Origin of the sequence: Sneathiella sp. (genome assembly GCF_029233945.1) — a bacterium.
Taxonomy (GTDB): domain Bacteria; phylum Pseudomonadota; class Alphaproteobacteria; order Sneathiellales; family Sneathiellaceae; genus Sneathiella.
In genome coordinates, this window is sequence record NZ_JARGOQ010000038.1 from 1 (window position 1) to 25,066 (window position 25,066).

Sequence of the window (25,066 nt, forward strand, 5' to 3'; positions counted from 1 at the left end):
CCGCCGCCCTGCATCTGGCGCATGAAGAAAATCCACACCCCGATCAGAAGCAGCATCGGGAACCATGACAGCAGCGTCGCCATCAACATGCTACCCTCTTCCTTCGGGGCGGCATTAATGATAACGCCATGCTCGCTCAGCTTGGAGACAAGCGTGCTGTCTTCTGGCGCATAGGTCGTGAAGGACCGACCGTCATCAGTAACGCCCTTGATATTCGGGCCCTGAATGGTGACATTTTTCACCCGGCCGTTTTCAACTTCATCGAGGAATGTCGAATACGGCATCGACAACCCGGCATTACGCGGAGAAGGATCATTGAAAATATTGAAAAGCGCCACAACGAGCAATGCGATGATCACCCAGAGCACTATGTTCTTGCCAAAAAGATTCACGAAACTATTTCCTTCCCATTTCGGACTTGGTCCGATCCGTTCGTCGTAAGATGCACCCGAGAATTTGGATTAGTTCTAGATATAATCTGTTAACATCAAGTTCCAATAGGGCATTTAGCCAATCGACGATATTTATCACGAATTCGGGTCGGTCATCCAGTAAAATGCCCGAAACTGCGTGTTAAATCGCTGACTAAGCCCGAATTCCGCGTTTTTTTCCTTGGGCAACAGGGGCAGCGCGACAATTTCATCACCGGACCAGAGCGATGGCAGGCTATGGCGGACCCGGGTGGGAACCGTTGAGAAAAATTTGGAATCAGCGCGATCCTTCAGTTGCCGCCATCCCTCCACCCCGAGTGGACCAAGGGTTAATCCGTCAGGACGGGGAGCATCCGGCGCGGTATCGGTCACGATAAATCGGTTATCCCAGATCCATTCTCTCTCATCTGATGCAAGGTCAATAAGGGGAAGGCCCTCCCGCCCCGGCTCCCGGCAAAACAGCCAACTTTTCCCTGATTTATGGGTTTGCGCGCCCGAAATTGTGCCGCTTTTCCCCGATCGCTCCTTAAAAAGCCGCCGATAGAGATCTTCAAGCGCGGAGAGCTTGATCCGTTGTCCACCGCCGACGCATCTGAGAGAAGCGGAAAGAATGCGCAGCGCCAGTTCATCCGGACAATCATCGAGTGCAGTTTCCTGCATCCGGATAAAACCGAGCGGACTGATCTCACAAAGCGCGTCAATCTTTTGTCGCGCCAGTACGTCGAGGCTGTTGGACGCGCGCTGCAACCGCGAGAGAGAGAGCGCAATCGCCTCAATATTACTCCCCGGGAGCTGCTGCATCTCGGTCAGGACTGCGCCGACACGGGTGCGGGTGTAGACGGGGTTTTCATTGCTGGGGTCGTCGATCCAGCCCTGGCATCGCGAATTAAGATAGTCCCGCAACAGGTTCCGGCGTACGGACAAGAGCGGCCGCAATAGCGTAAGCCTTCCGCGTTCACTCATGCTTTCCATGGCGGAAAGGCCGTCCAGCCCGCTCCCCTTCGAGAGACGCATCAGCAGGGTTTCAAGCTGATCCTCCAACTGATGGCCGAGCAGTAATTTGCTGATTCCCGCCTTTAAGCAGGCCTCCTCCATCAATTGATAGCGGGCATTGCGCGCGGCTTCCTGAATACCGGTTTTTGGGGAAGGTCCCGCCCAGCGGAGAATAAGAGTCTCGATCCCTCGCGCGTCAAGCCAATGTTTGACTTGATTTGCCTCATCGGCGGAGGTGGCGCGCAGACCGTGATCAACGGTCAGGGCGGTGAGATGAACCCCACTCGCATCCGCCCAATCCTTGGCGAGAAGTGCGAGCGCCATACTGTCCGATCCGCCGGACACAGCGACTGCGATGCCCTCCGCTGCTCCCGTCGGCAAAAGCGCATGCAGGGTCTCACTGAAAAAATCGGAAAGATCGGAAACACCGGGAGAGTCAGCCACAGCCGCGCATCAACTGCAGCCGAATTTCTGCTTTTCCCGGTCCGCGGCCTGCCGCAATCTGGCGGGAACCTGATTGAACTGCTTGTCCATCTGCGCGAAGGTGGCGCAAGCCTCCTCCTTCTGGTCCATCCGGCCAAGGGTCATGGCAAGCTTCAGAAGGTTATCCGCCGCCTTGGTGCTGTCCGGATAGTTCTGGTATCCTTCAAAAAAGGCCGATGCCGCGTTCGGAAAATCGCCGCGTACATAGAAGGTTTCCCCGAGCCAATATTGTGCATTCCCGGCGAGATCGCTGTCTTTATGAAGCTGGAGAAATTCAGTGAAGGCAGCCTCCGCATCGTCATAGCGGTCGTCCCGCACCAGGGAAATGGCATAGTTATATTGATCAGACGCTGATCCGGCTGGCAATCCGCCACCAGATGATGTCGCAGACGCCACCGCTGTGCCTGTTCCGGGCTGGCTCGGCGCGGTGGTGGTACTGCCACTACCGTTCGCGGGAAGAGTCCCGAGAACCTTGCTTCCTTCGGCCAGGCTCTCACCGCCAACCACAACGGGCCCCGTCGAAGTAGTGCTTCCAGTGGTTCCCGTTGGAGATGTGCCGGACCCCGCCAGAGGTGTTGGGGAACCGATCGCGCCCGTTGTTGCGGGAGCACCCGTCGCCCCGCCCGGCGTACCAAGGCGACGCTCAATATCCGTCAGGCGGAAATCAACATCTTTCACCAGCTTATCAAGCCGGGTCGTCATCTGATTGATCTTGAAGCTGGCCTCTTCCTGCGCGCCCGTCAGGCGGCGTTGTTCATCTTCAAGGGCGCTGATGCGCTGCAAAAGGAGTGCTAAGCCGTCCTGGCTGACAGAGCCCCCGGATGTTGCGGGCAATGTGGAGGAACTGCTCGGCGCGGGCCGGGGTGCGGGCGTTGCGCCGCTATAGACCGTCCGCTGCATATCCGTGATATCCTGCTCCAGCCGGTTGATCCGGTCGACCAGTGCCCGAACCTCACTGTTGCTCTGAGCCTGCGCCAAGGTCGGTGTAATAAGAGCAACCATAGCCAATACCAGACAGGAAATCAGCAATTTCCCATTTCCAGAAAGCTCTGACTTTCCAGTCCCGGTCTTTGATACATTCCAAATCATCGCGGCGCACCCTTTCCTCGATCCGCAGGGTCTTTCCTCAAAGATATTAAACTTGTTCGAAATATTGGCAATTTTATGGTCAATGTCGGACTGCTCCGTTCCGGAGCAAGCCGCTTGATTCAAAAAAAGCGCCCGCTTCCGTCACTAAACATGTTAGTGCGGCAACGGGCGCCGGAATTCTAGCCTCGATTAATTTACAACCGAAACCGAACGTCTGTTCTGGGCCCAGGCAGCCTCGTTATGACCGAGAGCAACCGGACGTTCCTTGCCGTAGGAAATCGTGGACAAACGGTTTGCCGAAACACCCAGGGTCACCAGGTAGTTTTTCGCGGCCGTTGCCCGACGCTCACCAAGAGCAAGGTTGTATTCGCGCGTACCGCGTTCATCACAGTTGCCTTCGATCACGAGCGTAACCGTTGGGTTCGCCTTCAACCAGGCAGCCTGCCGCTGCAACGTACCTTGTGCTTCGTCAGACAGGTCGTATTTATCAAATCCGAAGAAGACGCGATCGCCTACGTTCAGAACCAAATCTTCCTGGCTGCCGGGCTGCACTGTCGTCGTTGTGGTTTCCGTCACAACAGTCGTTGAGGAACCCGACGTTCCGCTCGTCTGGGTCGTCGCGCCCCCACCTGAGCTGTCACCGGTTTCTGTTGGCGCTGTTTCACATGCTGTAACCAGCAGCAACGCTGTGAAGATACTTAAGGTTTTAAGACCTAGATTGAGCCGCATTTACTTAACTCCCATCCTCTGGAAATCTCTGAACTTTGGGTATCTCACGTCAAACAAGGATACGGTAATGTATCTATGAGAAACTAGTGAAGATGGTCCCCCGAATATTATAATCACGCAAACTATAGTGGTTTGATCTCACCTGTTCAAGTTATACGGTGGCGACCACGCCGGATCTGACCCGTCACCGGGCGTGATGACCTCCCGTTCGTTATATCCTGTAAGGTCGATGGACCACAAGCGAACTTTATCACTTGTCCCATCATTTTTTCCCGGAATCTGGCGGAAAAACATCAAAACACGTCCATTTGGCGCCCAAGTGGGCCCTTCATTATGAAAGCCTTCGGTCAAAATCCGCTCCTGCGAACCATCATTGCGCATCACGCCGATGGAAAATTGCCCGCCGGTCAGCTTGGTAAAAGCGATCAGGTCGCCGCGTGGCGACCAGACCGGTGTGCCATAATTGCCACTGCCGAAGCTGATCCGCTTCACATTTGAGCCATCCGCATCCATGACATATACCTGCTGACGACCGCCCCGATCCGATTCAAAGGTAATCTGGGTGCCGTCGGGCGAGAAGGAGGGCGCTGTATCAATGCCCGGATGATTGGTCAGCCGCTTCATCTCCCGGGTGCGCAGATCCATCAAATATATTTCAGAGTTGCCGTCCTGCGCCATGCTCATCACAACTTGATTACCCGATGGTGAGAAGCGCGGCGCAAAGGTCATACCCGGAAACTCCCCGAGGATTTCCTGCTGTCCGGTATCAAGATTATAGAGATATACCCGCGGCCTGTTATTGAAATAAGACAGGTAGGTCAGCACCTGCTGGGTCGGGGAATAGCGCGGGGTGAGCACCAACTCATTCCCACTGGTCAGGAATTGATGGTTTTCCCCGTCCTGATCCATGATCGCAAGGCGTTTGATCCGTCGGTCCGCCGGTCCGCTTTCCGACACATAAACCACGCGGGTGGAGAAATATCCATCCTCCCCGGTCAGTCGTTTGTATATCTCATCCGCGATCAGATGCGCGGTCAGGCGCCAGTTCGACGGCGGGGTTGTGTACTGGATGCCGGTCAGATACTGCTCGGCGAAGACATCCCAAAGCCGGAACTGCACGTTGATCTGGCCATCGCCAAGCGCCTGAACAAGCCCGGTAGAGAGGGCCTGCGCGGCAATTTTACGCCAATTGGCGAAAACCGGCACGGCCTGCAGATCTTTTGGCTGCTGCAGATAGGCGCGCGGATCGATCGGCGTGAACAGGCCGGAGCGTTCCAGATCGGCGCGGATGACATCGGACATCTGCTTGCCGATTTTCGCCGTCGCCTCGTTATCGGCGTAGAAATCCGTAATCGCGATGGGCATCGGTTCAATATTGCCCTGCGTGATATCGATAACCAGCTCTGCCCGGGCCGCGCTCATGACCGACAGGGCCACCAACAAACCAGTCAGGAATGCAAAGATTTTCTGTACTCTACCAATCATCATTCTTCCTATCGCCTAGAACATATCTCGCGGATCAAAATTCATCGTGACGTCGCGCCAGCTCTCATATTTTTCGGCCGGCAGATTATATGGCTGACAGAGAAGCACTGCCCGTCGCGCACTATCCGCCGCCGCTTGCTTGAAACTATCCAGCGCCCTTCCCCCATTAACAATTTCCGGGGAACCATTCAATGATCCGTCCGAGTTTAACTGTATCCGGATCGTCACCACAAGGTCCTCCGCATTTGCTGCGCCTGTTGGCGGGTTCCAACATTTTTGAACCTGCTGACGCAATGCATCTTTCTCGCTCAGTGTCAGCGGCAGGGATCGATCCATTGCCTTGCTTGAGGAGTTCGGCACTTTTTCAGCAGAATCGGGCTTTTTTATGTCTGCCGTATCCTGAGATTTTGCCGCCTGCTCGCGCTTCTTCTTATCAAGCAATGCCTTCATCTGGTTCATATCGAACGCAGGCTTTTTCGGCTCGGGCTTCTTTGGCTCCGGCTTGGGTTCTGGTTTCGTTTTGGGCTTTGGTTTAACCGGCGGCTTGGGGACGGGCTTCGGTTTCGCCTTTGGCACAGGTTCGGGTTCTGGCTCAGGCTCTGGAGCCGGTTCAGGCTCTGGCGCTGGTTCAGGTTCCGGGGTTGGTTCGGGTTTAGGTTCCGGCTTCGGCGCAGGTTTTGGCTCCGGTTTCGGGGCCGGCTTGGGCTCGGGCTCGGGCTTCTTCTCTTTCTCAGGTTCCGGCGCGGGTTTTGGCAGATTGGTGATATCCGCCACATCGACAATTTCCACATCGATGACAACCGGGGGCTCGAACAGCTTCGGGTCCGTAAACAACGGCAGGCCGGTATACATGATCACAAGGATCAACATATGCAGAACGGCCGAAGCTAGGGCAGGCACTCTCATCAGTCGGAGGACCCCTTACTGGTTGCTGTCTTGTTGCGCGCCGGAAGCCGCCTTGCCGGGGCCGGCGGATATCATCGCGACACGCTTGAAGCCTGCGTTATGAATTTCCCCCATGACCGACAGGACACGGCCATAGGCGACATTGGTGTCACCGCGCACAAAAATACGCTGGTCCTGTTTTGCGCCGGTCACCGCCCGGAGTTTGGGCACCAGGTTGGCAAGCTCGATCTCGACATCTTCAAGATAGAGCCGCCCTTCCCCATCGACACTGATCACCAGCGGTTCGTCATTGCCCTGCACGGTTGCGGCCTTGCTGCTGGGAAGTTCCAGCGGCACGCCAACGGTCAAGAGCGGCGCGGTCACCATGAAGACAATCAGCAGCACGAGCATCACGTCAACAAAGGGCGTGACATTAATCTCCGACATCTGGGTATGACGGCGGCGGCGGCCCTTGCCGGTAAAGGCCTTATAGTTATTGGCATCCATATCAGTCGTCCTGATCGAGCTGGCGCGAGAGAATGGCCGAGAATTCCCCGGCAAACCCTTCAAGGCGGGTGATAATCCGCTGCAGGTCATTGGAGAATTTGTTATAGGCGACCACCGCCGGAATGGCCGCAACAAGGCCGAGCGCTGTGGCGAACAAGGCCTCCGCGATACCCGGGGCAACAACGGCGAGACTGGTGTCCTTGGTGGCGGCGATGGACTGGAAGCTGTTCATAATGCCCCAGACCGTGCCGAACAGACCGAGGAACGTCGCCGTTGATCCGACGGTCGCGAGAAATCCGAGATACTTCTCAAGCCGTTCCATCTCGCGATCGATGGTCACGCGCATCACCTGATGGATACGCGCCTGCAGGCCCGTATGCGAATGCTTGCCGAGGCCCTTCTCGGTCGAGCGGGACCATTCCTTCATGGCGGCGGCGAACAGCATGGCGAGCGGGTTATCGGGACTGGAACCGACGCGACGCTGCAGATCCTCCAGATTTCCGCCGGACCAGAATTCATTCTCGAAATCGTCCGCATCGGCGGTAATCCGGCGAAAACGAATAATTTTGTCGACAATAATCGCCCAACTCCAAAAAGAAGCCAATACCAGAACAATCATCACTATCTGAACAACAATATCGGCCTGAACAAACAGGCCGATCATCGATAAATCGTGAGCACCGCCGCCCATCTGGGTGACGACAATTGCTTCATTTTCCATTTACTCTTCCCTGGCTAAAGTCTTCGCATGTAAAGCCGAATCGCCCAAAATCGCATTAAACTTGGCATTTATGGCAGAAGAAAGACGCTGCGGTTTTCCCTCTCTGTCAAGACAGGCGACACGCACTTTTGTCTCCACAAGGAGGTCCGTATCGCGATAAATATTCTGCGCCATCCGGAGGGATGCCCCGCGCAGATCGGTCACCGAGGTCACGATTTCAAGCTCATCTTCCATCTTCGCGGGCTTAAGATATTCGATTTCGCAGGCGCGGACGACAAAATTCGCGCCGTCCTCCTCCATCATCGCCTGTTGATTGATGCCAAGTCCCCTCAGCATGTCGGTTCGTGCCCGTTCCGTGAATTTAAGATAGTTGGCGTAATAGACGATACCACCGGCGTCCGTATCCTCCCAATAGACGGAAAGCGGAAAGATATGTTGCGTTCCCGCCGCGCCCGCCTCAAACCGGCCGAGCATTTTGACCTCACTCATTCTTGCTCTCTTCATCGATCAGGGAAAGCTGCTCACTGACAGTTTTCGGAAAGGCGAGGCCGAGATGGTCGAACGCCGCTTTCGTCAGCATGCGTCCGCGTGGGGTGCGCTGCAGAAATCCCTGCTGGATCAGATAGGGCTCGATAATATCCTCAATCGCATCGCGTGGCTCGGAAAGGGCCGCCGACAAGGTTTCCACGCCGACCGGGCCGCCGCCGAAATCCTCGGCAATGCGTCCAAGATAGCGCCGGTCCATACTATCCAGCCCGCGTTTATCCACTTCCAGCCGATTAAGCGCCGCATCGGCTTTCACCGCATCGACAAGATCAGCCCCGGCAACAGCGGCAAAATCGCGCACCCGGCGCAGAAGCCGTCCGGCCACGCGGGGCGTGCCGCGGCTGCGCCTCGCAATCTCGATCGCCCCGTCTTCACTAAGATTGAGGCCCAGAACCCGCGCGCCGCGAGCGACAATGAGCCTCAGTTCATCAGGCTCGTAAAAATTCATCCGGAGCGGTATGCCGAAGCGCTCCCGGAGCGGCGTCGTGATCAGGCCGGATCGCGTTGTCGCGCCCACCAGCGTGAAAGGTGGCAGATCGATGCGCACGGACCGCGCCGCCGGTCCCTCCCCGATGATCAGGTCGAGATGAAAATCCTCCATCGCCGGATAGAGAATTTCCTCCACCGCCGGGCTCAACCGGTGGATTTCATCGATAAAGAGGACATCGTTCTTTTCAAGGTTGGTCAGGAGCGCCGCAAGATCGCCCGCCTTGGTGATCACCGGTCCGGCGGTGGCGCGGAAATTCACGCCCAGTTCCCGCGCGACAATCTGCGAGAGGGTCGTCTTGCCAAGACCAGGGGGTCCAAAAAACATCACATGATCAAGGGCTTCGCCGCGCGACTTTGCCGCCTGAATGAAAACGCTTAAATTTTCGCGGACCTGTTTCTGACCTATAAAATCATCAAGGACTTGTGGGCGAAACTGGGTCTCGATATCGTCCTGATTGCTGGACGCGGCGCTGACAAGCCTCTCATCACTCATGCGGCCAGCTCCTTCAACCCGGCGGTGATCAGGATCTCAACCGAGGCTTCGGGCCCGAGACTACGCGCGGCGGCGGCAACCGCGCCAAAGGCCTCTGCACGGCCATAGCCGAGATTGACCAGCGCTGAAACAGCATCTCCGGCGGCGGCTTGCGCCGGTTTCGGTGCCGTTTGACTCACTTCGGCATTAAAGGCGACAGGCCCCAAATCCATTTTCGCGACCTTGTCTTTGAGTTCCGCCGCAATCCGACCGGCAACTTTCGGACCGACACCGGAAACACGGGTCAATGCCGTTTTGTCCCCAGCAGCGACAATCTGCGTCAACTCTTCCCCGCTGTAGAGAGAGAGGACACCCAGCGCCACCTTCGCGCCCACGCCCTGCACGGTCTGTAGCAGGGTAAACCAGGATCGCGCTGCCACGCTTTCAAAGCCATAGAGATGGATATGATCTTCGCGCACATGGGTTTCGATATAAAGCGAGACAATTCCGCCTGTCTCCGGCAGGCTGCGGAGGGTGCGACCGGAACAGAAAACCAGATAACCGACGCCCCCCACATCAATCACGATCCAGTCCTCGCCAATCTCGTCAAGTTTTCCGGTCAGCTTCGCGATCATTGCGCCCGTCCCGCCATCATGGTGGCTTTTTTAAGATTACGGTTGCTGCTCGCGTAATGAGCATGACAGATGGCAACCGCGAGCGCGTCAGCCGCATGTTCGTTCGCGATATTACAGCCGGGCAGCAGCATACCGACCATGGCGTGGATCTGATCTTTACCGGCATGGCCCGCGCCAACGACGGATTTCTTGATTTTGTTGGGGGCGTATTCTTCAACCGGAAGGCCATGGAGCGAGGGAACCAGCAGGGAAATACCGCGCGCCTGACCGAGTTTCAGGGTTGAGACCGGGTTCTTGTTGACGAAGGTTTCCTCGACTGCCGCTTCCGCGGGCTGCCAGTCCGCGATAACTTTCGCAATCCCGTCATAAAGCTGTACCAGCCGCTGCGACAAATCCAGTGTGCCGTCAGAGGAAATCGCGCCATTGGCCAGATGCCGGAGGGTGTTGCCCTCTGCTTCTATGATCCCCCAGCCGGTATGGCGAAGTCCCGGATCCAGCCCCAATAAACGCATGATAAAATTACTGTCCTTCTAAAAAGTTAGTCGCCCAATTTCTCCATGATTTCTTCGGGAATATCGAAATTGGCCGAAACCTTCTGCACATCGTCGTTATCTTCGAGTACATCCACCAGCTTGAAGAGGGAGTTGGCCAGATCCTCCGTCTCTACCGGAATGGAGTTCTGCGGCTTCCAGACAATGCCCGCCTCTTGCGGGGTGCCGAATTTCTCCTCCAGCGCATCGCGCACGTCGTTGAAATCCTCCATCGCGCAGGTGATATCGTGAATTTGCGCATCACTCTCGACATTCTCCGCACCCGCCTCAAGCGCCGCTTCGAACATGTCATCGGCATCGATTGCGTCCGCCGCATAGATAACCTGCCCGATCCGGTCAAACATGAAAGCAACGGATCCCGTCTCCCCCATTGCGCCGCCTGACTTGGCAAAGGCCGCGCGCACATCGGCGGCGGTGCGATTACGATTATCGGTCAAGGTTTCGACGATGATGGCAACACCGCCGGGGCCATAGCCCTCATAACGCATTTCCTCATAGTTATCCGCGCCCGCCTCGCCGGAGGCCCGCTTGATCGCGCGATCGATATTGTCGTTCGGCATATTGTCGCCGCGAGCGGCAGAAATGGCACTTCTAAGGCGCGGGTTCATGGCCGGATCCGGCAAACCGGTTTTCGCCGCCACCGTCAGTTCCCGGATATGCTTGGCGAAGATCTTCGCCCGCTTTTTATCCTGCGCGCCCTTGCGGTGCATGATGTTCTTAAATTGTGAATGTCCCGCCATAGTCCGTCTCTTGGTCTCACTACTATTTGGTTACTGTTTTGCCGTTTGTACCCGATCCGCCTTAAAGAGGCACGTCCTTTTTGCACCCAAGCTGGGCGTCAGGAAAGCTCGGGCCATACCTCCCGCAGGCGGCCACCGACACGAAGCGGAGAAATATAACTCGCAAGGCCGGTTTTATCATCCGTCTCGACGAAAATGCCACAGGCCGTCCCCTCGCCCAGTGCCGGAGAAAACCGCCCGCCCGGGATTTTCCGGGTGAAACGACGGAGCGGCTCTTCCTTCTCCATGCCGATCACGGAATTATAGTCGCCGCACATGCCCGCATCGGTCTGATAGGCAGTGCCACCCGGGAATATCTGGGCATCCGCCGTTGGCACGTGAGTGTGGCTGCCGACGACCATGGAAACCCGGCCATCACAGAAATGCCCCATGGACATTTTCTCGGATGTGATCTCCCCATGAATATCGACAAGGATGGCATCGTATTTCTTGCCCAGCGGATTTCCGGCAAGCAGCTTTTCGACTGCCGCAAATGGATCATCAAGAGGATCCATGAAGAGACGCGCCATTACCTGCACCACCATGATACTCTTGCCCCGCCGGGTCTTGAATACGCTCGCCCCGCGCCCGGGTGTATCTTTCGGATAGTTGATAGGGCGCAACATCCGCGCGTCCTTCTGCAGAAAGGGAATGATTTCCTTCTGGTCAAAGCTGTGATTGCCAAGAACGATGCAGTCCGCCCCGGCGTCATAAAACTCACCGGCAATTTTTTCGGTAATGCCAAAGCCGCCGGCCGCATTCTCCCCATTGATGACAATAAAATCCGTTGATAGCCGCTGCCGGATCTCCGGCAATCGCGCGATGAGAACGTCCCGGCCTGACCGGCCTACCACATCCCCGAAATACAGGATTTTCAAACTATCTTCCTAACATACTGGTCCGTAACAACCCAATCGAGCCGATGGTCATACCGGTCGGTGACGACCTCAGCAACCTCCTGCATTGCATAGGCGAAGCCGACTGCCGTACAATTCCCGCCCCGTTTCAATTTTTCAAGGGTGCGGTCATAAAAACCGCCGCCATATCCCAGTCTATAGCCCGCTGCGTCAAAGGCAAGCATCGGTGTAATGACAAGATCGGGAATGAGGTAGTCGGCGGTTTTAACCGGGACCAGAACCTTGAATGCGCCGGGCTCAAGTACCGTTTCCGGCGTCCAGCGGCGAAAGGATAGCGGATGGTTCTTTTTTTCCACAACCGGCAGCGCGCAGGTAATGCCAAGATCATGCAGCGCCCGCAGAAGTGGCCCCGTGTCCAGCTCACTGCCAAGCGGCCAATAGAGAGAGATTGTCGAAACGCCTAATTTTGGGAGGATGTCCAGAAACCGGTTTGAGGCCTGCTTCCCCGCATCGCCCGCAACTATTGCGGCCCGACGCGCAAAGGCGGCATCGCGCTGTCGCTGTTTTTGGTCTCTGCGGGATAATGTCACAGGCAGCTTTTCGGCAGAATCCAGAAATAGATAAAAGCTGCACCAACATAGCCGTCGACGCGTGGAAATCGCTGTGGCCTGACAAGTCAGGTGGGCGCCGATATATTAGGACCACGGTCCAGTCAGGGATCAGCTCCCGGGATTTCGTTATTGGCCCCAGGAAATCATTCGTCTAACGCACAAGTCAGTGCAACAACGTCCATTTAAGCACTTTCGAGCTTTTGTGCAATAGCCTCGATTTTTTCGGCCCATTTATCCTGTGCAGATGTGTCTCCGCCTGTTTCCTCATCCTCGCGGAGTTTCTCGATCGTTTCATAGGCCTGCGACAGGTCATCGGCGATCAGCAGACAGGCCATCAGCAGAAGCTGCCCCTCGCTCGCGTTTCCGATCGAACCTGTCAGGTCCTGCACTTTTTTATCGACAAACTCCGCCAGATACTCAAGATGCGGCTCCTCGCCGTCACCGCAGATGATCGGGTATGACCGTCCGTTCACATTGACTGTCAGTGATCCCATGCTACTGCTCCAATATCATGCTGAGTTGATCGATTGATTGATCGAGACGGCCAGACACGGTTTGCGTCTTCTTTTTCAGCGACTCATACTTGCCGCGCAGTGTCTCAAGCTCGCTTTTCAGCGCCTCATTCTCGGCGGAAAGGTCGGACCCGACAGCATCGCCGCCCAAACCAAATTCCCCCTGCTGCTTCTCCCGCGCCAAGGTCGCGGCGGCTTTCTCAAGCCTGGCAATAGCCGCCCCCATCCTTGATTCGCTGTCCTGCTCGTTCCCCATCAGACTATTCCACACTGTTTATGGTCAGTTACCGGAAATCTCTCATCTTTGACAATACGATCATGCCGTAAGGCTCGTCAACCTTATTGGTTGAGGCACATTTTGACCGGTTTCGCGCCTTTTCCATGAACTAAGCGGTTGACGTGCCGGTCATTGGGCGGCATCTTCCCCTCGATTCCGAAAGGAACCCCTTTTGGCTTTGCATTCCGGACGCCGACGCGTCATTGCGCGAAGCTCGGCAAATGACCGGAATGATCTGACGAACGGACACATTTTGAAACCAACCCGAAGACGGGCACCCGCAATCCGAAAGCGCACCCAGTGCACTTGTTCCTTTCTCGTCGCGTAAGAAGCGTATAATGGAGGGATTTACCCGGAGCAGCTGGTGGATGGAGATGAGCCAAGTATGAACAAGATCGGGCTTAAGTCGTCACCGAACTCAAGCAAACATGATGATATGGCAAACGCCATCCGGGCGCTGTCCATGGATGCCGTGCAGGCCGCAAATTCCGGTCATCCGGGCATGCCGATGGGGATGGCCGATGTTGCGACCGTCCTGTTTTCCAAATTCCTGAAATTTGATCCGGCGAAACCGGACTGGCCCGACCGCGACCGGTTTGTGCTGTCCGCCGGCCATGGATCGATGCTGCTGTATTCGCTGCTGTATCTGACCGGATACAAGGACATGACGCTGGAGGAAATCAAGAATTTCCGCCAGTTGGGGTCGAAAACCGCCGGTCATCCGGAGTTTGGTCATGCGGAAGGTGTGGAAACGACAACCGGGCCGCTTGGTCAGGGTCTCGCCATGTCGGTCGGCATGGCCCTTGCCGAGAAGATGCAGGCCGCCCGCTATAAGGACATTGTTGATCATTACACTTATGTGATTGCCGGTGATGGTTGCCTGATGGAGGGGATCAGCCATGAAGCGATCTCTTTCGCCGGTCACCTCAAGCTGAACAAGCTGATCGTGCTTTGGGACGATAATTCCATCAGCATCGACGGTTCCACCGACCTCGCGGTCTCCGACGATCAGGCAAAACGCTTTGAGGCCCATGGATGGGACGTTCAGGCGGTCAACGGGCATGATGCGGCGGAAATCGAGAAGGCCATCGCCGCCGCAAAGGAAACGGACAAGCCATCCATGATTGCCTGCCGCACGACCATCGGTTTCGGCGCTCCCAATAAGCAGGGCACCTCCGGCGTTCATGGCGCTCCGCTCGGTGACGAGGAAATCGCCCTCGCCCGCAAGGAGTTGAACTGGCCACATGCGCCGTTTGAAATTCCCAATGACATCCTTGATAAGTGGCGCTGTGTCGGCACTGTGGGGGCACGGCACTCTGCCGCTTGGGACGAGAGCCTGAAGGCCCTTCCCTCCGAGCTACGGACGGAATTCAAGAAGAGCCTCACCGGCGACCTGCCGTCAGACCTTGATGATGCCTTGCTGGAATACAAACGAAAGCTCAGCGAGGATGCCCCGGGCTGGGCAACGCGCAAATCAAGTCAGGAAGCGCTGAAAGTCATTAATGACAAGGTCGATATCACCATTGGTGGCTCTGCCGACCTGACGGGATCGAATCTTACCCTGACACCGCAATTGCAGCCCGTAACGGCAGAAGACTTCTCCGGTCGCTATATCTATTACGGTGTACGCGAATTCGGGATGGCAGCCTTCATGAACGGCATGGCGCTTCATAAGGGTTTTATCCCCTACGGCGGCACCTTCATGGTCTTCACCGACTATGCGCGGCCAGCAATCCGCCTCTCCGCCCTGATGGAACAGCGGGTTGTCTATGTGATGACCCATGATTCCATCGGCCTTGGCGAGGATGGCCCAACGCATCAGCCGGTCGAGCATCTGGCCGCCCTCAGGGCGATACCCAATCTCAATGTTTTCCGCCCGGCGGATGCGGTCGAGACAGCGGAATGCTGGCAATTGGCCCTGCAATCCAAATCAACACCCTCCATCCTGTCGCTCAGCCGCCAGGGGCTGGAGCTGGTCCGGAAAACTCATACGGCGAAGAATCTCTCGGGCCTTGGCGGTTATGAATTGGCTCCGGCCAATCTGGAGGCGAAAGTCACCCTGATTGCAACCGGATCCGAAGTATCCATTTCCCTGAAAGCGCAGAAGATGCTGGAAAGCGAAGGCATCGGCACGCGGGTCGTCTCCATGCCATGTTGGGAATTGTTCGAAAAACAGGACGATGCTTACAAAAAAGAAACACTTAATGTGGATACTGTAAGGATTGCTGTTGAAGCGGGCTGCTCCATGGGCTGGGAAAGATATACCGGCACGGAAGGCGGCTTTATTGGCATTGACAGTTTCGGCGCCTCCGCTCCGGCAGGCGATCTTTATAAACATTTTGGCATCACCGCCGAGGCAATCGTCGCATCGGCAAAAGACAGGCTTTAACATAAGAGCAAAGGCCGGCAGAGATCAGAGACCGGCATTCAGGAGTAGAAGAAAATGACTGTTCGCGTAGCAATTAACGGGTTTGGACGGATTGGACGGAATATCCTTCGGGCAATCTATGAATCTGGCCGGACTGATATTGAAGTTGTCGGCATCAATGACCTGGGTTCGGTTGAAGCCAACGCCCATCTTCTGAAATATGACAGCGTGCATGGCCGCTATCCCGGCACGGTGACGGTTGACGGCGATACGATTGATCTTGGCCGTGGCCCGATCAAGGTAACCGCAGAACGCAACCCCGCCGATTTGCCCTGGGGCGCCCTCAATGTCGATATCGCCTTTGAATGCACGGGTATCTTCACCAAGCGCGATGCCGCCGCCAAGCATCTTGAAGCAGGCGCGAAGAAAGTCCTTATCTCCGCCCCCGGTACCGATGTTGACCTGACCGTCGTTTACGGCGTCAACCATGACAAGCTGACGAAAGACCACACGGTCGTTTCCAACGCGTCCTGCACGACGAACTGCCTGGCACCGGTCGCGCAAGTATTGAACGACTCTGTCGGTCTGGTTCATGGCTTCATGACGACTATTCATGCCTTTACAGGTGATCAGCCGGTTCTGGATACGCTGCATTCTGATCTGCGTCGCGCCCGCGCCGCCGGTATGTCGATGATCCCGACCTCCACTGGCGCTGCCAAGGCTGTTGGTCTGGTTTTACCTGAACTGGTTGGCAAGCTTGATGGAACCTCGGTTCGCGTTCCGACACCGAATGTTTCCATGATCGACCTGACGTTCGTCGCCGGTCGCTCGACCACCAAGGAAGAAGTCAACGACGCCATCTCTGAGGCCGCAAACGGTCGCCTGAAAGGTGTTCTCGATGCGAACAGCGATCCGGTTGTCTCCATTGACTTCAACCATAACCCGGCCTCCTCCACCTTCGATCTGACCCAGACACAGGTCATCGACGGCACCTTCGTTCGTGTCCTGAGCTGGTACGACAACGAATGGGGCTTCTCCAACCGGATGAGCGATACGGCCCTCGCCATGGCGAACGCCAAGTAACGCACGAACGCGGACGGAGTTACAATATGGTTGATTTCAGGACTCTCGATGATCTGGATGCCCGCGGGAAAACGGTTCTGGTCCGGGTGGATCTCAATGTGCCGGTGGAGGATGGCAAGATTGCCGATTTCACCCGCATTGACCGGATCCTGCCCACCCTGAACGAACTCGCGGATAAAGGCGCGAAAGTCCTTCTGCTCAGCCATTTCGGGCGGCCCAAAGGCAAGGTCGTCCCGGAAATGTCCCTCCGTCCCATTGCCGACGGCTTGGCCGCACATATTAAGCGGCCGGTCACCTTTATTGACGATTGCGTTGGCGCGCCGGTCGCGGCGGCCATCACCTCAGCCAAGTCAGGCGATATCCTGCTTGCCGAGAATGTCCGCTATCACGCGGGCGAAGAAAAGAATGATGCGGATTTCGCAAAGGAACTTGCCGCCGCTGGCGACGCTTATGTGAATGATGCCTTCTCCTGCTCCCATCGCGCCCATGCCTCGACCGAGGCACTGGCCCATCTGCTGCCCGCCTATGCTGGCCGGAATATGGAAGCTGAACTGACTGCCCTTTCAAAAGCGCTTGAGAAGCCCGCCCGCCCGGTTATGGCGGTTGTCGGCGGCGCAAAAATCTCCAGCAAGCTAGACCTTCTCTTCAACCTGATCGAGAAGGTGGATGTGCTGGTCATTGGTGGCGGTATGGCGAACACCTTTCTCAACGCCAAAGGCGTCGATGTCGGAGCCTCCCTTTGTGAGCATGACCTTGCCGAGACAGCTTCCGGGATTCTGGCGAAGGCTGAGAAAGTCGGCTGCGAGGTTCTGCTTCCCTCCCATGTTGTGCTGGCCAAGGAATTCAAGGCGGGCGCGGTCAGCCGGACGGCACATGTCGATGATGTCAAGGCGGACGAAATGATTCTCGATGTCGCGCCAGAATCTGTTACCCTGCTCAAAGAGCGTCTTGCGACAGTAAAAACACTGATCTGGAACGGCCCCTTTGGTGCCTTCGAGATTGACCCTTTCGGTGATGGCACGATCGCTGTCGCCAAGGAAGCTGAAAAACTGACGAAGTCTGGCGCACTTATTTCTGTCGCAGGCGGCGGAGATACGGTTTCGGCGCTCGCGAAAGCGGGTGTTACTGAGGGTTTGACCTATATCTCGACCGCAGGCGGTGCTTTCCTTGAATGGATGGAAGGCAAGACGCTTCCAGGCGTCGCCGCGCTCAGCCGCTGATCGGGCAGAAAATACGGGAGTGAAGAAATGGAAGATATGGACTTAGAAGATATCGCGAAAGCACTTGTCGCCCCCAGCAAAGGCATCCTGGCCGCGGATGAAAGCACCGGGACCATCAAGAAACGCCTCGATACCATCAACACACCCAGCACGGAAGAAACCCGCCGCGATTACCGCGAGCTGCTGCTCTCCTCCAAGGGCGCGGGCGATTATATCAGTGGCGTGATCCTCTATGATGAAACCCTCCGTCAGCAGGCAAAGAAGGGTGGCCCGCTGACCGATTTGATCATGAAGCAGGGCATTATTCCCGGCATCAAGGTCGATACCGGCGCGAAACCGCTTGCCTTCTCAGAAGGCGAGCTGGTGACAGAAGGGCTCGATGGTCTCCGTGACCGATTGGCGGAATATCACAAGCTCGGCGCACGTTTCGCCAAATGGCGGGCGGTCATCTCTATCGGCGATGCCGCCCCCAGCCAGTATTGCATCGATACCAACGCCCATGCCCTCGCCCGTTATGCGGCGCTCTGTCAGGAAGCGGGGATCGTCCCGATTGTTGAGCCGGAGGTGATGATGGATGGCGATCACAATATCGACGAATGCTATGCGGTGACGGAAACGACGCTGAAAACAGTTTTTGACGAGCTTTACAAACAGCGCGTCGTGCTGGAACAGATGTTGCTGAAACCGAATATGGTTATTTCCGGCAAGGACTGCCCCGCGCAGGCCGGTATCGAGGAAGTCGCAACAAAAACCCTCTATTGTTTCGAGCAGACGGTTCCGGCGGCGGTTCCGGGTATTGTCTTCCTGTCCGGTGGACAGAGCGAGCAACAGGCGACCGAGCATCTCAACGCCATGAACAAAATGGGTAAATTCCCCTGGGAAATCAGCTATTCCTTCGGTCGGGCGCTACAGGCCTCCGCCCTTGCCACCTGGCAGGGCAAGGCTGAGAATGTGGAGGCTGCACAGAACGCCTTCCTGCACCGCGCGAAACTGACCAGCGCCGCCCGCGACGGTGAATATAGTTCGGATATGGAATAAGGTTTTATGGGGACAGCGCCTGAAAATGAACGGGAACGTCCCCGTCTCTACCTGATATCACCACCGGTTATTGACCTTGATGCTTTCGAGGCGGATTTTCGTGAGGCGCTCAAAGGCGGCGATGTTGGCTGTTTTCAGCTTCGCCTGAAAGATAGCCCCGCCGAAGAAGTTATTGCGGCGACGAAGCGTCTCTTTCCCATTGCGGAAGAGGCTGGCGTCGCCTTTCTTCTCAATGACGATGTTGACCTCGCCAAAGAACTGGGCGTTGACGGTGTTCATGTCGGGCAGGACGACATGCCTTACAAAAGGGCGCGCGAACTTCTGGGCCCCGAGGCGATTATCGGGGTGACCTGCAAAAATTCAAAGCATCTGGCGATGGTTGCCGGGGACGACGGGGCCGATTATGTGGCCTTCGGCGCCTTCTTCCCTTCCTCCACCAAGGCGAACACCGTCAAGGCGGAACCGGAGCTTCTGGCCTGGTGGTCGGAGACAACGCTGATCCCCTCCGTCGCGATTGGCGGCATCACGGTGGAAAATGCAGGCGTCCTGCTGGAGAGCGGTGCGGATTTTCTGGCTGTCGCCGGGGGGATCTGGGATTACAAGGATGGCCCGAAGGAGGCGGTTGCCGCCTTTAATCGGGTGATTGATAAGGTCGTGGCAAACTGATAGGTTCCGCGCAGAATTTTTGACAAGAGCGATGAAAAATCATGAAAATTAACGGAAATGCTGTCCGTCCGGGCAATGTGATCGAACATAAGGCTGGCCTGTGGGTCGCTGTGAAAATTCAGCATACGCAGCCCGGCAAGGGCGGCGCTTATCTGCAGGTGGAACTCAAGAATCTCCGCGATGGCACCAAGCTGAATGAGCGCTTTCGCGCCTCCGAATCCGTGGAGCGGGTTCGTCTGGAGCAGAAACCGCATCAGTTCCTGTTTGAGGATGGCGAATTGCTGACCTTTATGGATACAAGTAACTACGAGCAGGTATCGATTTCAAAGGATATGGTTGGCGAGCGCGCCGCCTTCCTGCAGGACGGTATGGATGTCGAAATCGAGTTTCATGAAGAAAGCCCATTGACCGTGATCCTGCCCGAGCAGGTCACCCTTGAAATCACCGAAACCGAGCCAACGGTGAAGGGACAGACGGCAGCTTCTTCTTATAAGCCGGCAATTCTGGAGAACGGAATCCGGGTGATGGTGCCGCCATTTTGCGGCACCGGCGAGAAAATCGTTGTCAACACGGAAACATCCGAGTATCTCAAGCGGGCGGACTGAACCCCGCATAATTCCCCGCTTCCTGATCAAGAGTAAAGCAGCAAACTATGGCGAGAAAATCTGCCGACATCAATGCAATGGAACTTTCGGCCCGCAAGGCGGCCCGCAAGCTTCTCCGTGACTTCAACGAGGTTGAGCATTTGCAGGTCTCTCGCAAGGGCCCGGCGGACTTTGTTTCCCAGGCGGACCTGACCTGCGAGGCAACTTTGCGTGAGGAACTCAGTCGGCTGCGTCCCGAATATGGCTTCATCACCGAAGAGGGCGAGAATACCCCGGCGAAGGATGGCGAACATTACTGGGTTATTGATCCCCTTGATGGGACTACGAACTTTCTCCATGGCCTGCCGCATTTCGCGATCTCCATCGCCATCAAGACGGGTAAGGAAATCACGGCGGGCGTCGTGCTCGACCCGGTCAAGGATGAGATGTTCTGGGCGGAAAAAGGCAGTGGCGCCTTTGTCAATACCCGCCGTCTACGTGTCTCCAGCCGGACCCGCATGGCCGACAGTATTTTCGCCACTGGCATCCCGTTTCTGGGCAAGAAAGACCACGGCAAGTTCCTGAAAGAGCTGGAACGGTTCATGGCGATATCTGCCGGGGTGCGGCGCTACGGCGCAGCGTCACTCGACCTTTGCTACGTTGCCGCCGCACGATATGACGGATATTGGGAACGTGACTTGCAGGAATGGGATATCGCCGCAGGCATCATAATCGCCCGCGAAGCAGGTGCCCTTGTCACGCAGATTGATGGCGGCGAGAAAATGCTTGAAAAGGGGGATATTCTTGCCAGTAACCCCGGCGTCAACAGCGGCATGATGGAGATTTTCCGCGAACTCCGCCTGGGAAGATAAAAAAACACCTAATCGCGACTTGTTCCCGCGAAAGGCTCGGCTATAGTAAAGGCCTGTTTTCAAACAATAATAAGTCAGGATCAACGTGACATGCGTGCTATCGTCGTCCATGAATTCGGCAACTATAATGATGTTGCCAAGCTCGAGACCCTTCCCATTCCGGAACCAGGACCCGGTGAAATCATTGTCCGCAACAAATCGGCGGGAGTAAGTTTCGCGGCGTCTCTTAACATTGCCGGTAAATACCAGCGTAAAGCGCCCCTCCCCTACATTCCCGCAACGGAATCGGCCGGCATTATCCATGCCGTGGGGGAGAATGTCAGCCGGGTGGCGGTCGGCGATCATGTCATGTGCAGCGTTAGCCATGGCGGTGCCGCCGGCTTCTGTAAAATCGAGGATATCGCCTGCCATAAAATCCCGAAGGATATGGATTTCGGTGTTGGAGCGTCCCTGATTACCTCCTACACCACCTCTTACGGCGCGCTGACCCGCCGGGCCAACCTGCAACGCGGGGAGACATTGCTGGTCCATGGCGCAGCCGGGGCTGTTGGCATGGCCGCTGTTGAGATCGGCAAGGCCCTTGGCGCGACCGTCATTGCTGTGGCCGGCGGGAAGGCACATTGCGAAACGGCCCGTCGTCACGGGGCTGATCATGCGATCGATCATCGGCAATCGGACTTTCGGGATGTCGTGATGGATATTACGAACGGTCGAGGCGTTGATCTTGTCTATGACAGCATCGGCGGCGACGTGACAATCCAGTCTATCCGTTCCCTCGCCTGGGAAGGGCGGCTGCTGACCATCGGCTACGCCTGCGGGGAGATCCCGAAGATCGCGGCGAATACTCTCTTGCTGAAGAATGCATCGGCGATGGGCTTCAACCTCGGGCATTTCTTCGGCTGGTCTCCGGGTGGCAGCCGGGCACAGCATATTGAGACGCTGGATGAAATGGTAGCGGGTGTTCTTGATCTCTACGCAAAAGGCCTAATCAAGCCAGAGATCGGTGCCCGCTTCACACTTTCACAATTTAACGAGGCCCTCGATGCCGTGATTGACCGCAAGGTGGACGGTAAATGCGTCATCGACATAAGCGAGGAAGATTACTAACCGGCCCTAATCCATGGTGGGGGTCTATTGTTTCGGAATCAGCCGAACCGCCGTGCCATAGGCGAGAATTTCGGCGGACCCCGCCATCACCATAGAGGTGGTAAAGCGCATCCCGACAATGGCATCCGCGCCCTTTTGCCTGGCTTCACTAATCATGCGGTCCGTTGCCTGCTCGCGCGCTTCCCCCATCAGCTTGGTGTATTCTCGAACTTCGCCGCCGACAAGGTTACGCAATGCCGCGATAATATCCGTGCCGATATGCTTGGCGCGGATCACATTGCCCCGCACCAGACCCAGCACTTCAGCAATTTCCCGGCCCTCAATTTCATCCGTGGTCGCTACGATCATTGCTACTCTCATTTCTCGATATTTTGTTCATAATAGTCATCTTCGGCACTGTTTTTCCGCTGCCACAGGACACGGGCCAGCAAATAGATGAAACAGACCAGTACGATGAAGAGGATTGCTCCAAAGGGAAAGGAGGCGGTCGCGCCTGCAAATATCAGGAAAAACAGATAAACTGCACCGCCGAAGACCGCCAGTATCAACGCTATGGTATCGAGTTTCATGAAATCAGATCCTTCTTTCAGAAATCTCTGTTAAATTGTATCTTTCCGCCACCGAGTAAATCATTAATAGCAAAAAAACCTTTCATAAAGCTAAATAACAAAAAACAGCCGCAAATTGTGTCAGATGGCAGCTTTGGAGGCAACATAAGGGATTGTGGGCACGCGCCCGCTAAGTTATGGTGCAAAGCGGTTCAGCGGCCTGCCGTAAAGTTGACAATTTCAATTGGCAGATATGGACGCTGGACGTGAATTTCGCGTGAATTTGATGACAGCTGACGGCTAAAAGGAGAGGAAGGCGGCCAATGACTAAATTGCCAGCGGCAACATACTCTCTCTCCCTGCTTGCCTCCCTCGCGGTTTCAATTCCCTTTGCCGGGATGATAGCAACGACTGCGCACGCGGAAACGAGCGGTTCAGCACGCCCGGCGGTTGAGGTCAATCTGAAGGCGCTTAAATATTCAGGCCCGCAACTCACATTGCCGACACGGATTATTGATGGCAGCTCTGTGATTGTGCTGACCCCGCCGTCCCTGCAGAAGAAAGCATCCTCAGAGCCGTCCCAGAAAATTGTTAAGCCACTCGTAAAACCGGCACTAACGCTTCCCGAAACGACTGTCGCGGCGGCAAAACCCGTCCCGGTTCCGCCTGTCAATCCAGAGAAACTGCCCGAACCGGCGGAAGAGACAAAGTTTGAGGATGTGGTAACCCCCGTCGTCAAAATGGATACCGCCCCGATCCCGACAGCTGAAGTCGTTGAGGAGACCAAAGAAAACGTCGCGGATATGGCGGCAGAAAAGGTTGCCGAAACGGCTGACGCGGAGACTGCCGAGACGACACCAACATCAGTTGAGGCTGCGGCCGTGTCCAATTCCGACGCGACAGAAAAGCAGCCCGAGGCCGAGGCCGCGGAAGAAATCAGGCTCGCCGCCATTTCACCGGATGCCGGGCCGACCGCTGCGACCGCCGCATCGAACGCAAATGACAACCTCACCCGTATCCTGTTCGCCGAAGGGATAGCCGATCTGCCGACAGAGGCGCAAACCACCCTTCAGGCCATCGCCGATCAGGTGAAGGACGGCGACAGGCGAAATGTCCAGCTTCTTGCCTATGGCAGCGGAAACAGCGTCAGTGCTGCGCGCCGTCTCTCCCTCGGGCGGGCGCTTGCTGTCCGCTCGAAACTGATGGATATGGGGGTCGATAACAAACAGATTGAAGTACGGGCACTCGGGCAGCCGGAAGGCGACGAACCGTCAGACCGCGTTGATCTCCTCATGATTTCAAGGTAACCATGTCAACAATTTCCAATGTCGAAACCCACAGCCTGGCCGGCACACCAAATATCAAGAAGCCGCGGCGCTACCTGATCCGAATGACAATCTTTATCGGTGTTGCGATTGCAATCTCCGCCTTTCTCTACCCGCAACTCCAGATCGCTTTTTTCGCCAACCCGCTTTTAAATGGCCTTATCCTGCTGGTTTTGCTGTTCGGCGTTCTGTTTATCTTCCGCCAGGTGTACATGCTGACAGGGGAAATTAACTGGACCCAGAGCTTGCGCCGCCTGGAATCATCGCAGCCCACGGTTCGGCCGCCACGGATGCTGGCTCCGCTCTATACGATCTTCAGCGATAGCAACGGGCCGGTCCGGTTAAGCGCCGTCACGATGAATACCTTGCTCGATAGTGTCAGCGCCCGGCTGGATGAAGGCCGGGATATTTCGCGCTATCTGATCAATGTGCTGGTATTCCTCGGCCTGCTTGGCACTTTCTGGGGGTTGCTGGAGACGGTGGCCTCTGTTGGTGATGCCATTTCGACGCTTAATGTTGGCGGTGGCGGAGATTTCGTCGCGATTTTCGATGAGTTAAAGCTCGGCCTCGAAAAACCGCTTTCAGGGATGTCGATTGCCTTTTCCTCCTCCCTCTTCGGGCTGTCCGGATCACTGGTTCTGGGATTCCTCGATATGCAGGCGGGACAGGCCCAGAACCGCTTTTACGGCGATCTGGAAGAATGGCTGACCTCCATCACCCGCTTTACCAGCTCCGGTTCCACCGTCGTCTCCGACGGCGACCAGAGCGTTCCCATTTATGTGCAGGCCCTGCTCGAACAAACGGCGGAAAGCCTCAACAACCTTCAACGCACCCTCGCCCGGAATGAGGACAAGCGCGGATCGGCGGAGAATTCCCTGATCAATTTGAGCGAACGCCTTGCTGCCCTCACCGATCAGATGCGCACGGAACAAGACCTGCTCGTCAAGCTGGCTGAAGGACAAACAGAGCTTAAACCGCTCCTGGAACGCCTTGCCAAATCCGCCGAGAGTGCCGGGCTCGATCAGGCCAGCCGCAATCACCTTCGCAATCTGGATGTGCATATGGTCCGCCTGATGGAAGAAAGCGCCGACGGCCGGGATCAGGTCGTTCAGGAAATTCGTAGCGATATCAAACTTCTGACCCGGACAATTGCCGCCATCGCGGAAGAAAGTCGCCGTGGTTGAGATCATGCCCGCCGTGAAA

At 56.2% G+C, this 25,066-nt stretch carries 29 protein-coding genes and 1 other RNA gene; 10 read left to right on the plus strand and 20 right to left on the minus strand.

Annotated elements, in window-relative coordinates; translation table 11 throughout:
- The 18 genes from P1U71_RS12600 to P1U71_RS12685 form a co-directional block, all read right to left on the minus strand.
- Positions 1-392: ATP-dependent metallopeptidase FtsH/Yme1/Tma family protein (locus tag P1U71_RS12600; RefSeq protein ID WP_301105961.1), on the minus strand; the 392-nt coding region annotated here is incomplete at its 3' end.
- Between the two features lie 135 nt (positions 393-527).
- On the minus strand, positions 528-1,868 hold the full coding sequence (tilS, locus tag P1U71_RS12605; protein WP_301105962.1) for a tRNA lysidine(34) synthetase TilS: 1,341 nt from the start codon (positions 1,866-1,868) through the stop codon (positions 528-530).
- Positions 1,869-1,877: 9 nt separating this feature from the next.
- Entirely contained in the window at positions 1,878-2,996 is a 1,119-nt protein-coding gene (ybgF, locus tag P1U71_RS12610) for a tol-pal system protein YbgF (protein WP_301105963.1), read from the minus strand.
- Positions 2,997-3,185: 189 nt separating this feature from the next.
- The gene (gene pal, locus P1U71_RS12615; RefSeq protein WP_301105964.1) at positions 3,186-3,725 is read right to left on the minus strand and encodes a peptidoglycan-associated lipoprotein Pal; all 540 of its coding nucleotides are present in this window, start codon (positions 3,723-3,725) and stop codon (positions 3,186-3,188) included.
- 138 nt (positions 3,726-3,863) lie between these two features.
- Complete coding sequence (gene tolB / locus P1U71_RS12620) at positions 3,864-5,213, minus strand: Tol-Pal system beta propeller repeat protein TolB (protein WP_301105965.1); 1,350 nt, start codon at positions 5,211-5,213, stop codon at positions 3,864-3,866.
- Positions 5,214-5,225: 12 nt separating this feature from the next.
- Entirely contained in the window at positions 5,226-6,116 is an 891-nt protein-coding gene (locus tag P1U71_RS12625; protein WP_301105966.1) for a cell envelope integrity protein TolA, read from the minus strand.
- 15 nt (positions 6,117-6,131) lie between these two features.
- Positions 6,132-6,602, minus strand: a complete 471-nt coding sequence (tolR, locus tag P1U71_RS12630; protein WP_301105967.1) for a protein TolR — start codon at positions 6,600-6,602, stop codon at positions 6,132-6,134.
- A 1-nt stretch (position 6,603) separates the two neighbouring features.
- The gene (tolQ, locus tag P1U71_RS12635; RefSeq protein WP_301105968.1) at positions 6,604-7,323 is read right to left on the minus strand and encodes a protein TolQ; all 720 of its coding nucleotides are present in this window, start codon (positions 7,321-7,323) and stop codon (positions 6,604-6,606) included.
- Entirely contained in the window at positions 7,324-7,812 is a 489-nt protein-coding gene (ybgC, locus tag P1U71_RS12640) for a tol-pal system-associated acyl-CoA thioesterase (RefSeq protein ID WP_301105969.1), read from the minus strand.
- On the minus strand, positions 7,805-8,851 hold the full coding sequence (gene ruvB / locus P1U71_RS12645) for a Holliday junction branch migration DNA helicase RuvB (RefSeq protein ID WP_301105970.1): 1,047 nt from the start codon (positions 8,849-8,851) through the stop codon (positions 7,805-7,807). Before ruvB ends, ybgC begins: the two co-directional genes overlap by 8 nt.
- A complete protein-coding gene (gene ruvA / locus P1U71_RS12650) occupies positions 8,848-9,465 on the minus strand; it encodes a Holliday junction branch migration protein RuvA (RefSeq protein WP_301105971.1) in 618 nt (205 codons plus the stop codon). Before ruvA ends, ruvB begins: the two co-directional genes overlap by 4 nt.
- The gene (ruvC, locus tag P1U71_RS12655; protein WP_301105972.1) at positions 9,462-9,977 is read right to left on the minus strand and encodes a crossover junction endodeoxyribonuclease RuvC; all 516 of its coding nucleotides are present in this window, start codon (positions 9,975-9,977) and stop codon (positions 9,462-9,464) included. Before ruvC ends, ruvA begins: the two co-directional genes overlap by 4 nt.
- A gap of 26 nt (positions 9,978-10,003) precedes the next feature.
- Positions 10,004-10,756: a YebC/PmpR family DNA-binding transcriptional regulator gene (locus tag P1U71_RS12660; RefSeq protein WP_301105973.1), complete on the minus strand. Its 753-nt coding sequence runs from the start codon at positions 10,754-10,756 to the stop codon at positions 10,004-10,006.
- Positions 10,757-10,854: 98 nt separating this feature from the next.
- Positions 10,855-11,673, minus strand: a complete 819-nt coding sequence (locus tag P1U71_RS12665) for a TIGR00282 family metallophosphoesterase (protein ID WP_301105974.1) — start codon at positions 11,671-11,673, stop codon at positions 10,855-10,857.
- A complete protein-coding gene (locus P1U71_RS12670; protein ID WP_301105975.1) occupies positions 11,670-12,242 on the minus strand; it encodes a 5-formyltetrahydrofolate cyclo-ligase in 573 nt (190 codons plus the stop codon). The genes P1U71_RS12665 and P1U71_RS12670 overlap by 4 nt, the downstream gene beginning before the upstream one ends.
- Positions 12,243-12,277: 35 nt before the next feature.
- A non-coding RNA gene (gene ssrS / locus P1U71_RS12675) (6S RNA) lies at positions 12,278-12,436 on the minus strand.
- A gap of 9 nt (positions 12,437-12,445) precedes the next feature.
- Complete coding sequence (locus tag P1U71_RS12680; RefSeq protein WP_301105976.1) at positions 12,446-12,757, minus strand: cell division protein ZapA; 312 nt, start codon at positions 12,755-12,757, stop codon at positions 12,446-12,448.
- 1 nt (position 12,758) lies between these two features.
- Positions 12,759-13,031: a hypothetical protein gene (locus P1U71_RS12685; protein ID WP_301105977.1), complete on the minus strand. Its 273-nt coding sequence runs from the start codon at positions 13,029-13,031 to the stop codon at positions 12,759-12,761.
- A gap of 406 nt (positions 13,032-13,437) precedes the next feature.
- Between P1U71_RS12685 and tkt the strand changes: the two genes are divergently transcribed.
- The 8 genes from tkt (at position 13,438) to P1U71_RS12725 (ending at position 21,990) form a co-directional block, all read left to right on the plus strand.
- Positions 13,438-15,441 (plus strand): transketolase, encoded by a 2,004-nt coding sequence (gene tkt, locus P1U71_RS12690; protein WP_301105978.1) that lies wholly within the window; start codon positions 13,438-13,440, stop codon positions 15,439-15,441.
- 54 nt (positions 15,442-15,495) lie between these two features.
- Positions 15,496-16,503 carry a type I glyceraldehyde-3-phosphate dehydrogenase gene (gene gap / locus P1U71_RS12695; RefSeq protein WP_301105979.1) on the plus strand — a complete coding sequence of 336 codons (1,008 nt, stop codon included), beginning with the start codon at positions 15,496-15,498 and terminating at the stop codon, positions 16,501-16,503.
- A gap of 26 nt (positions 16,504-16,529) precedes the next feature.
- Entirely contained in the window at positions 16,530-17,723 is a 1,194-nt protein-coding gene (gene pgk / locus P1U71_RS12700) for a phosphoglycerate kinase (protein WP_301105980.1), read from the plus strand.
- A gap of 27 nt (positions 17,724-17,750) precedes the next feature.
- On the plus strand, positions 17,751-18,761 hold the full coding sequence (locus P1U71_RS12705) for a class I fructose-bisphosphate aldolase (protein ID WP_301105981.1): 1,011 nt from the start codon (positions 17,751-17,753) through the stop codon (positions 18,759-18,761).
- Positions 18,762-18,767: 6 nt separating this feature from the next.
- On the plus strand, positions 18,768-19,427 hold the full coding sequence (gene thiE, locus P1U71_RS12710; protein WP_301105982.1) for a thiamine phosphate synthase: 660 nt from the start codon (positions 18,768-18,770) through the stop codon (positions 19,425-19,427).
- Between the two features lie 41 nt (positions 19,428-19,468).
- Entirely contained in the window at positions 19,469-20,032 is a 564-nt protein-coding gene (efp, locus tag P1U71_RS12715; RefSeq protein ID WP_301105983.1) for an elongation factor P, read from the plus strand.
- A 47-nt stretch (positions 20,033-20,079) separates the two neighbouring features.
- Positions 20,080-20,883, plus strand: coding sequence for an inositol monophosphatase family protein (locus P1U71_RS12720; protein WP_301105984.1), 804 nt, complete (start codon positions 20,080-20,082; stop codon positions 20,881-20,883).
- Between the two features lie 90 nt (positions 20,884-20,973).
- Positions 20,974-21,990 (plus strand): NADPH:quinone oxidoreductase family protein, encoded by a 1,017-nt coding sequence (locus P1U71_RS12725; RefSeq protein ID WP_301105985.1) that lies wholly within the window; start codon positions 20,974-20,976, stop codon positions 21,988-21,990.
- A 24-nt stretch (positions 21,991-22,014) separates the two neighbouring features.
- Here the strand turns inward: P1U71_RS12725 and P1U71_RS12730 are convergent, their stop codons facing one another.
- Entirely contained in the window at positions 22,015-22,338 is a 324-nt protein-coding gene (locus P1U71_RS12730) for a YbjQ family protein (protein WP_301105986.1), read from the minus strand.
- An 8-nt stretch (positions 22,339-22,346) separates the two neighbouring features.
- Positions 22,347-22,559: a hypothetical protein gene (locus tag P1U71_RS12735; RefSeq protein WP_301105987.1), complete on the minus strand. Its 213-nt coding sequence runs from the start codon at positions 22,557-22,559 to the stop codon at positions 22,347-22,349.
- A gap of 302 nt (positions 22,560-22,861) precedes the next feature.
- Between P1U71_RS12735 and P1U71_RS12740 the strand changes: the two genes are divergently transcribed.
- Positions 22,862-23,845 (plus strand): OmpA family protein, encoded by a 984-nt coding sequence (locus P1U71_RS12740; protein WP_301105988.1) that lies wholly within the window; start codon positions 22,862-22,864, stop codon positions 23,843-23,845.
- 2 nt (positions 23,846-23,847) lie between these two features.
- A complete protein-coding gene (locus P1U71_RS12745) occupies positions 23,848-25,047 on the plus strand; it encodes a hypothetical protein (protein WP_301105989.1) in 1,200 nt (399 codons plus the stop codon).
- Positions 25,048-25,066: the final 19 nt, after the last annotated feature.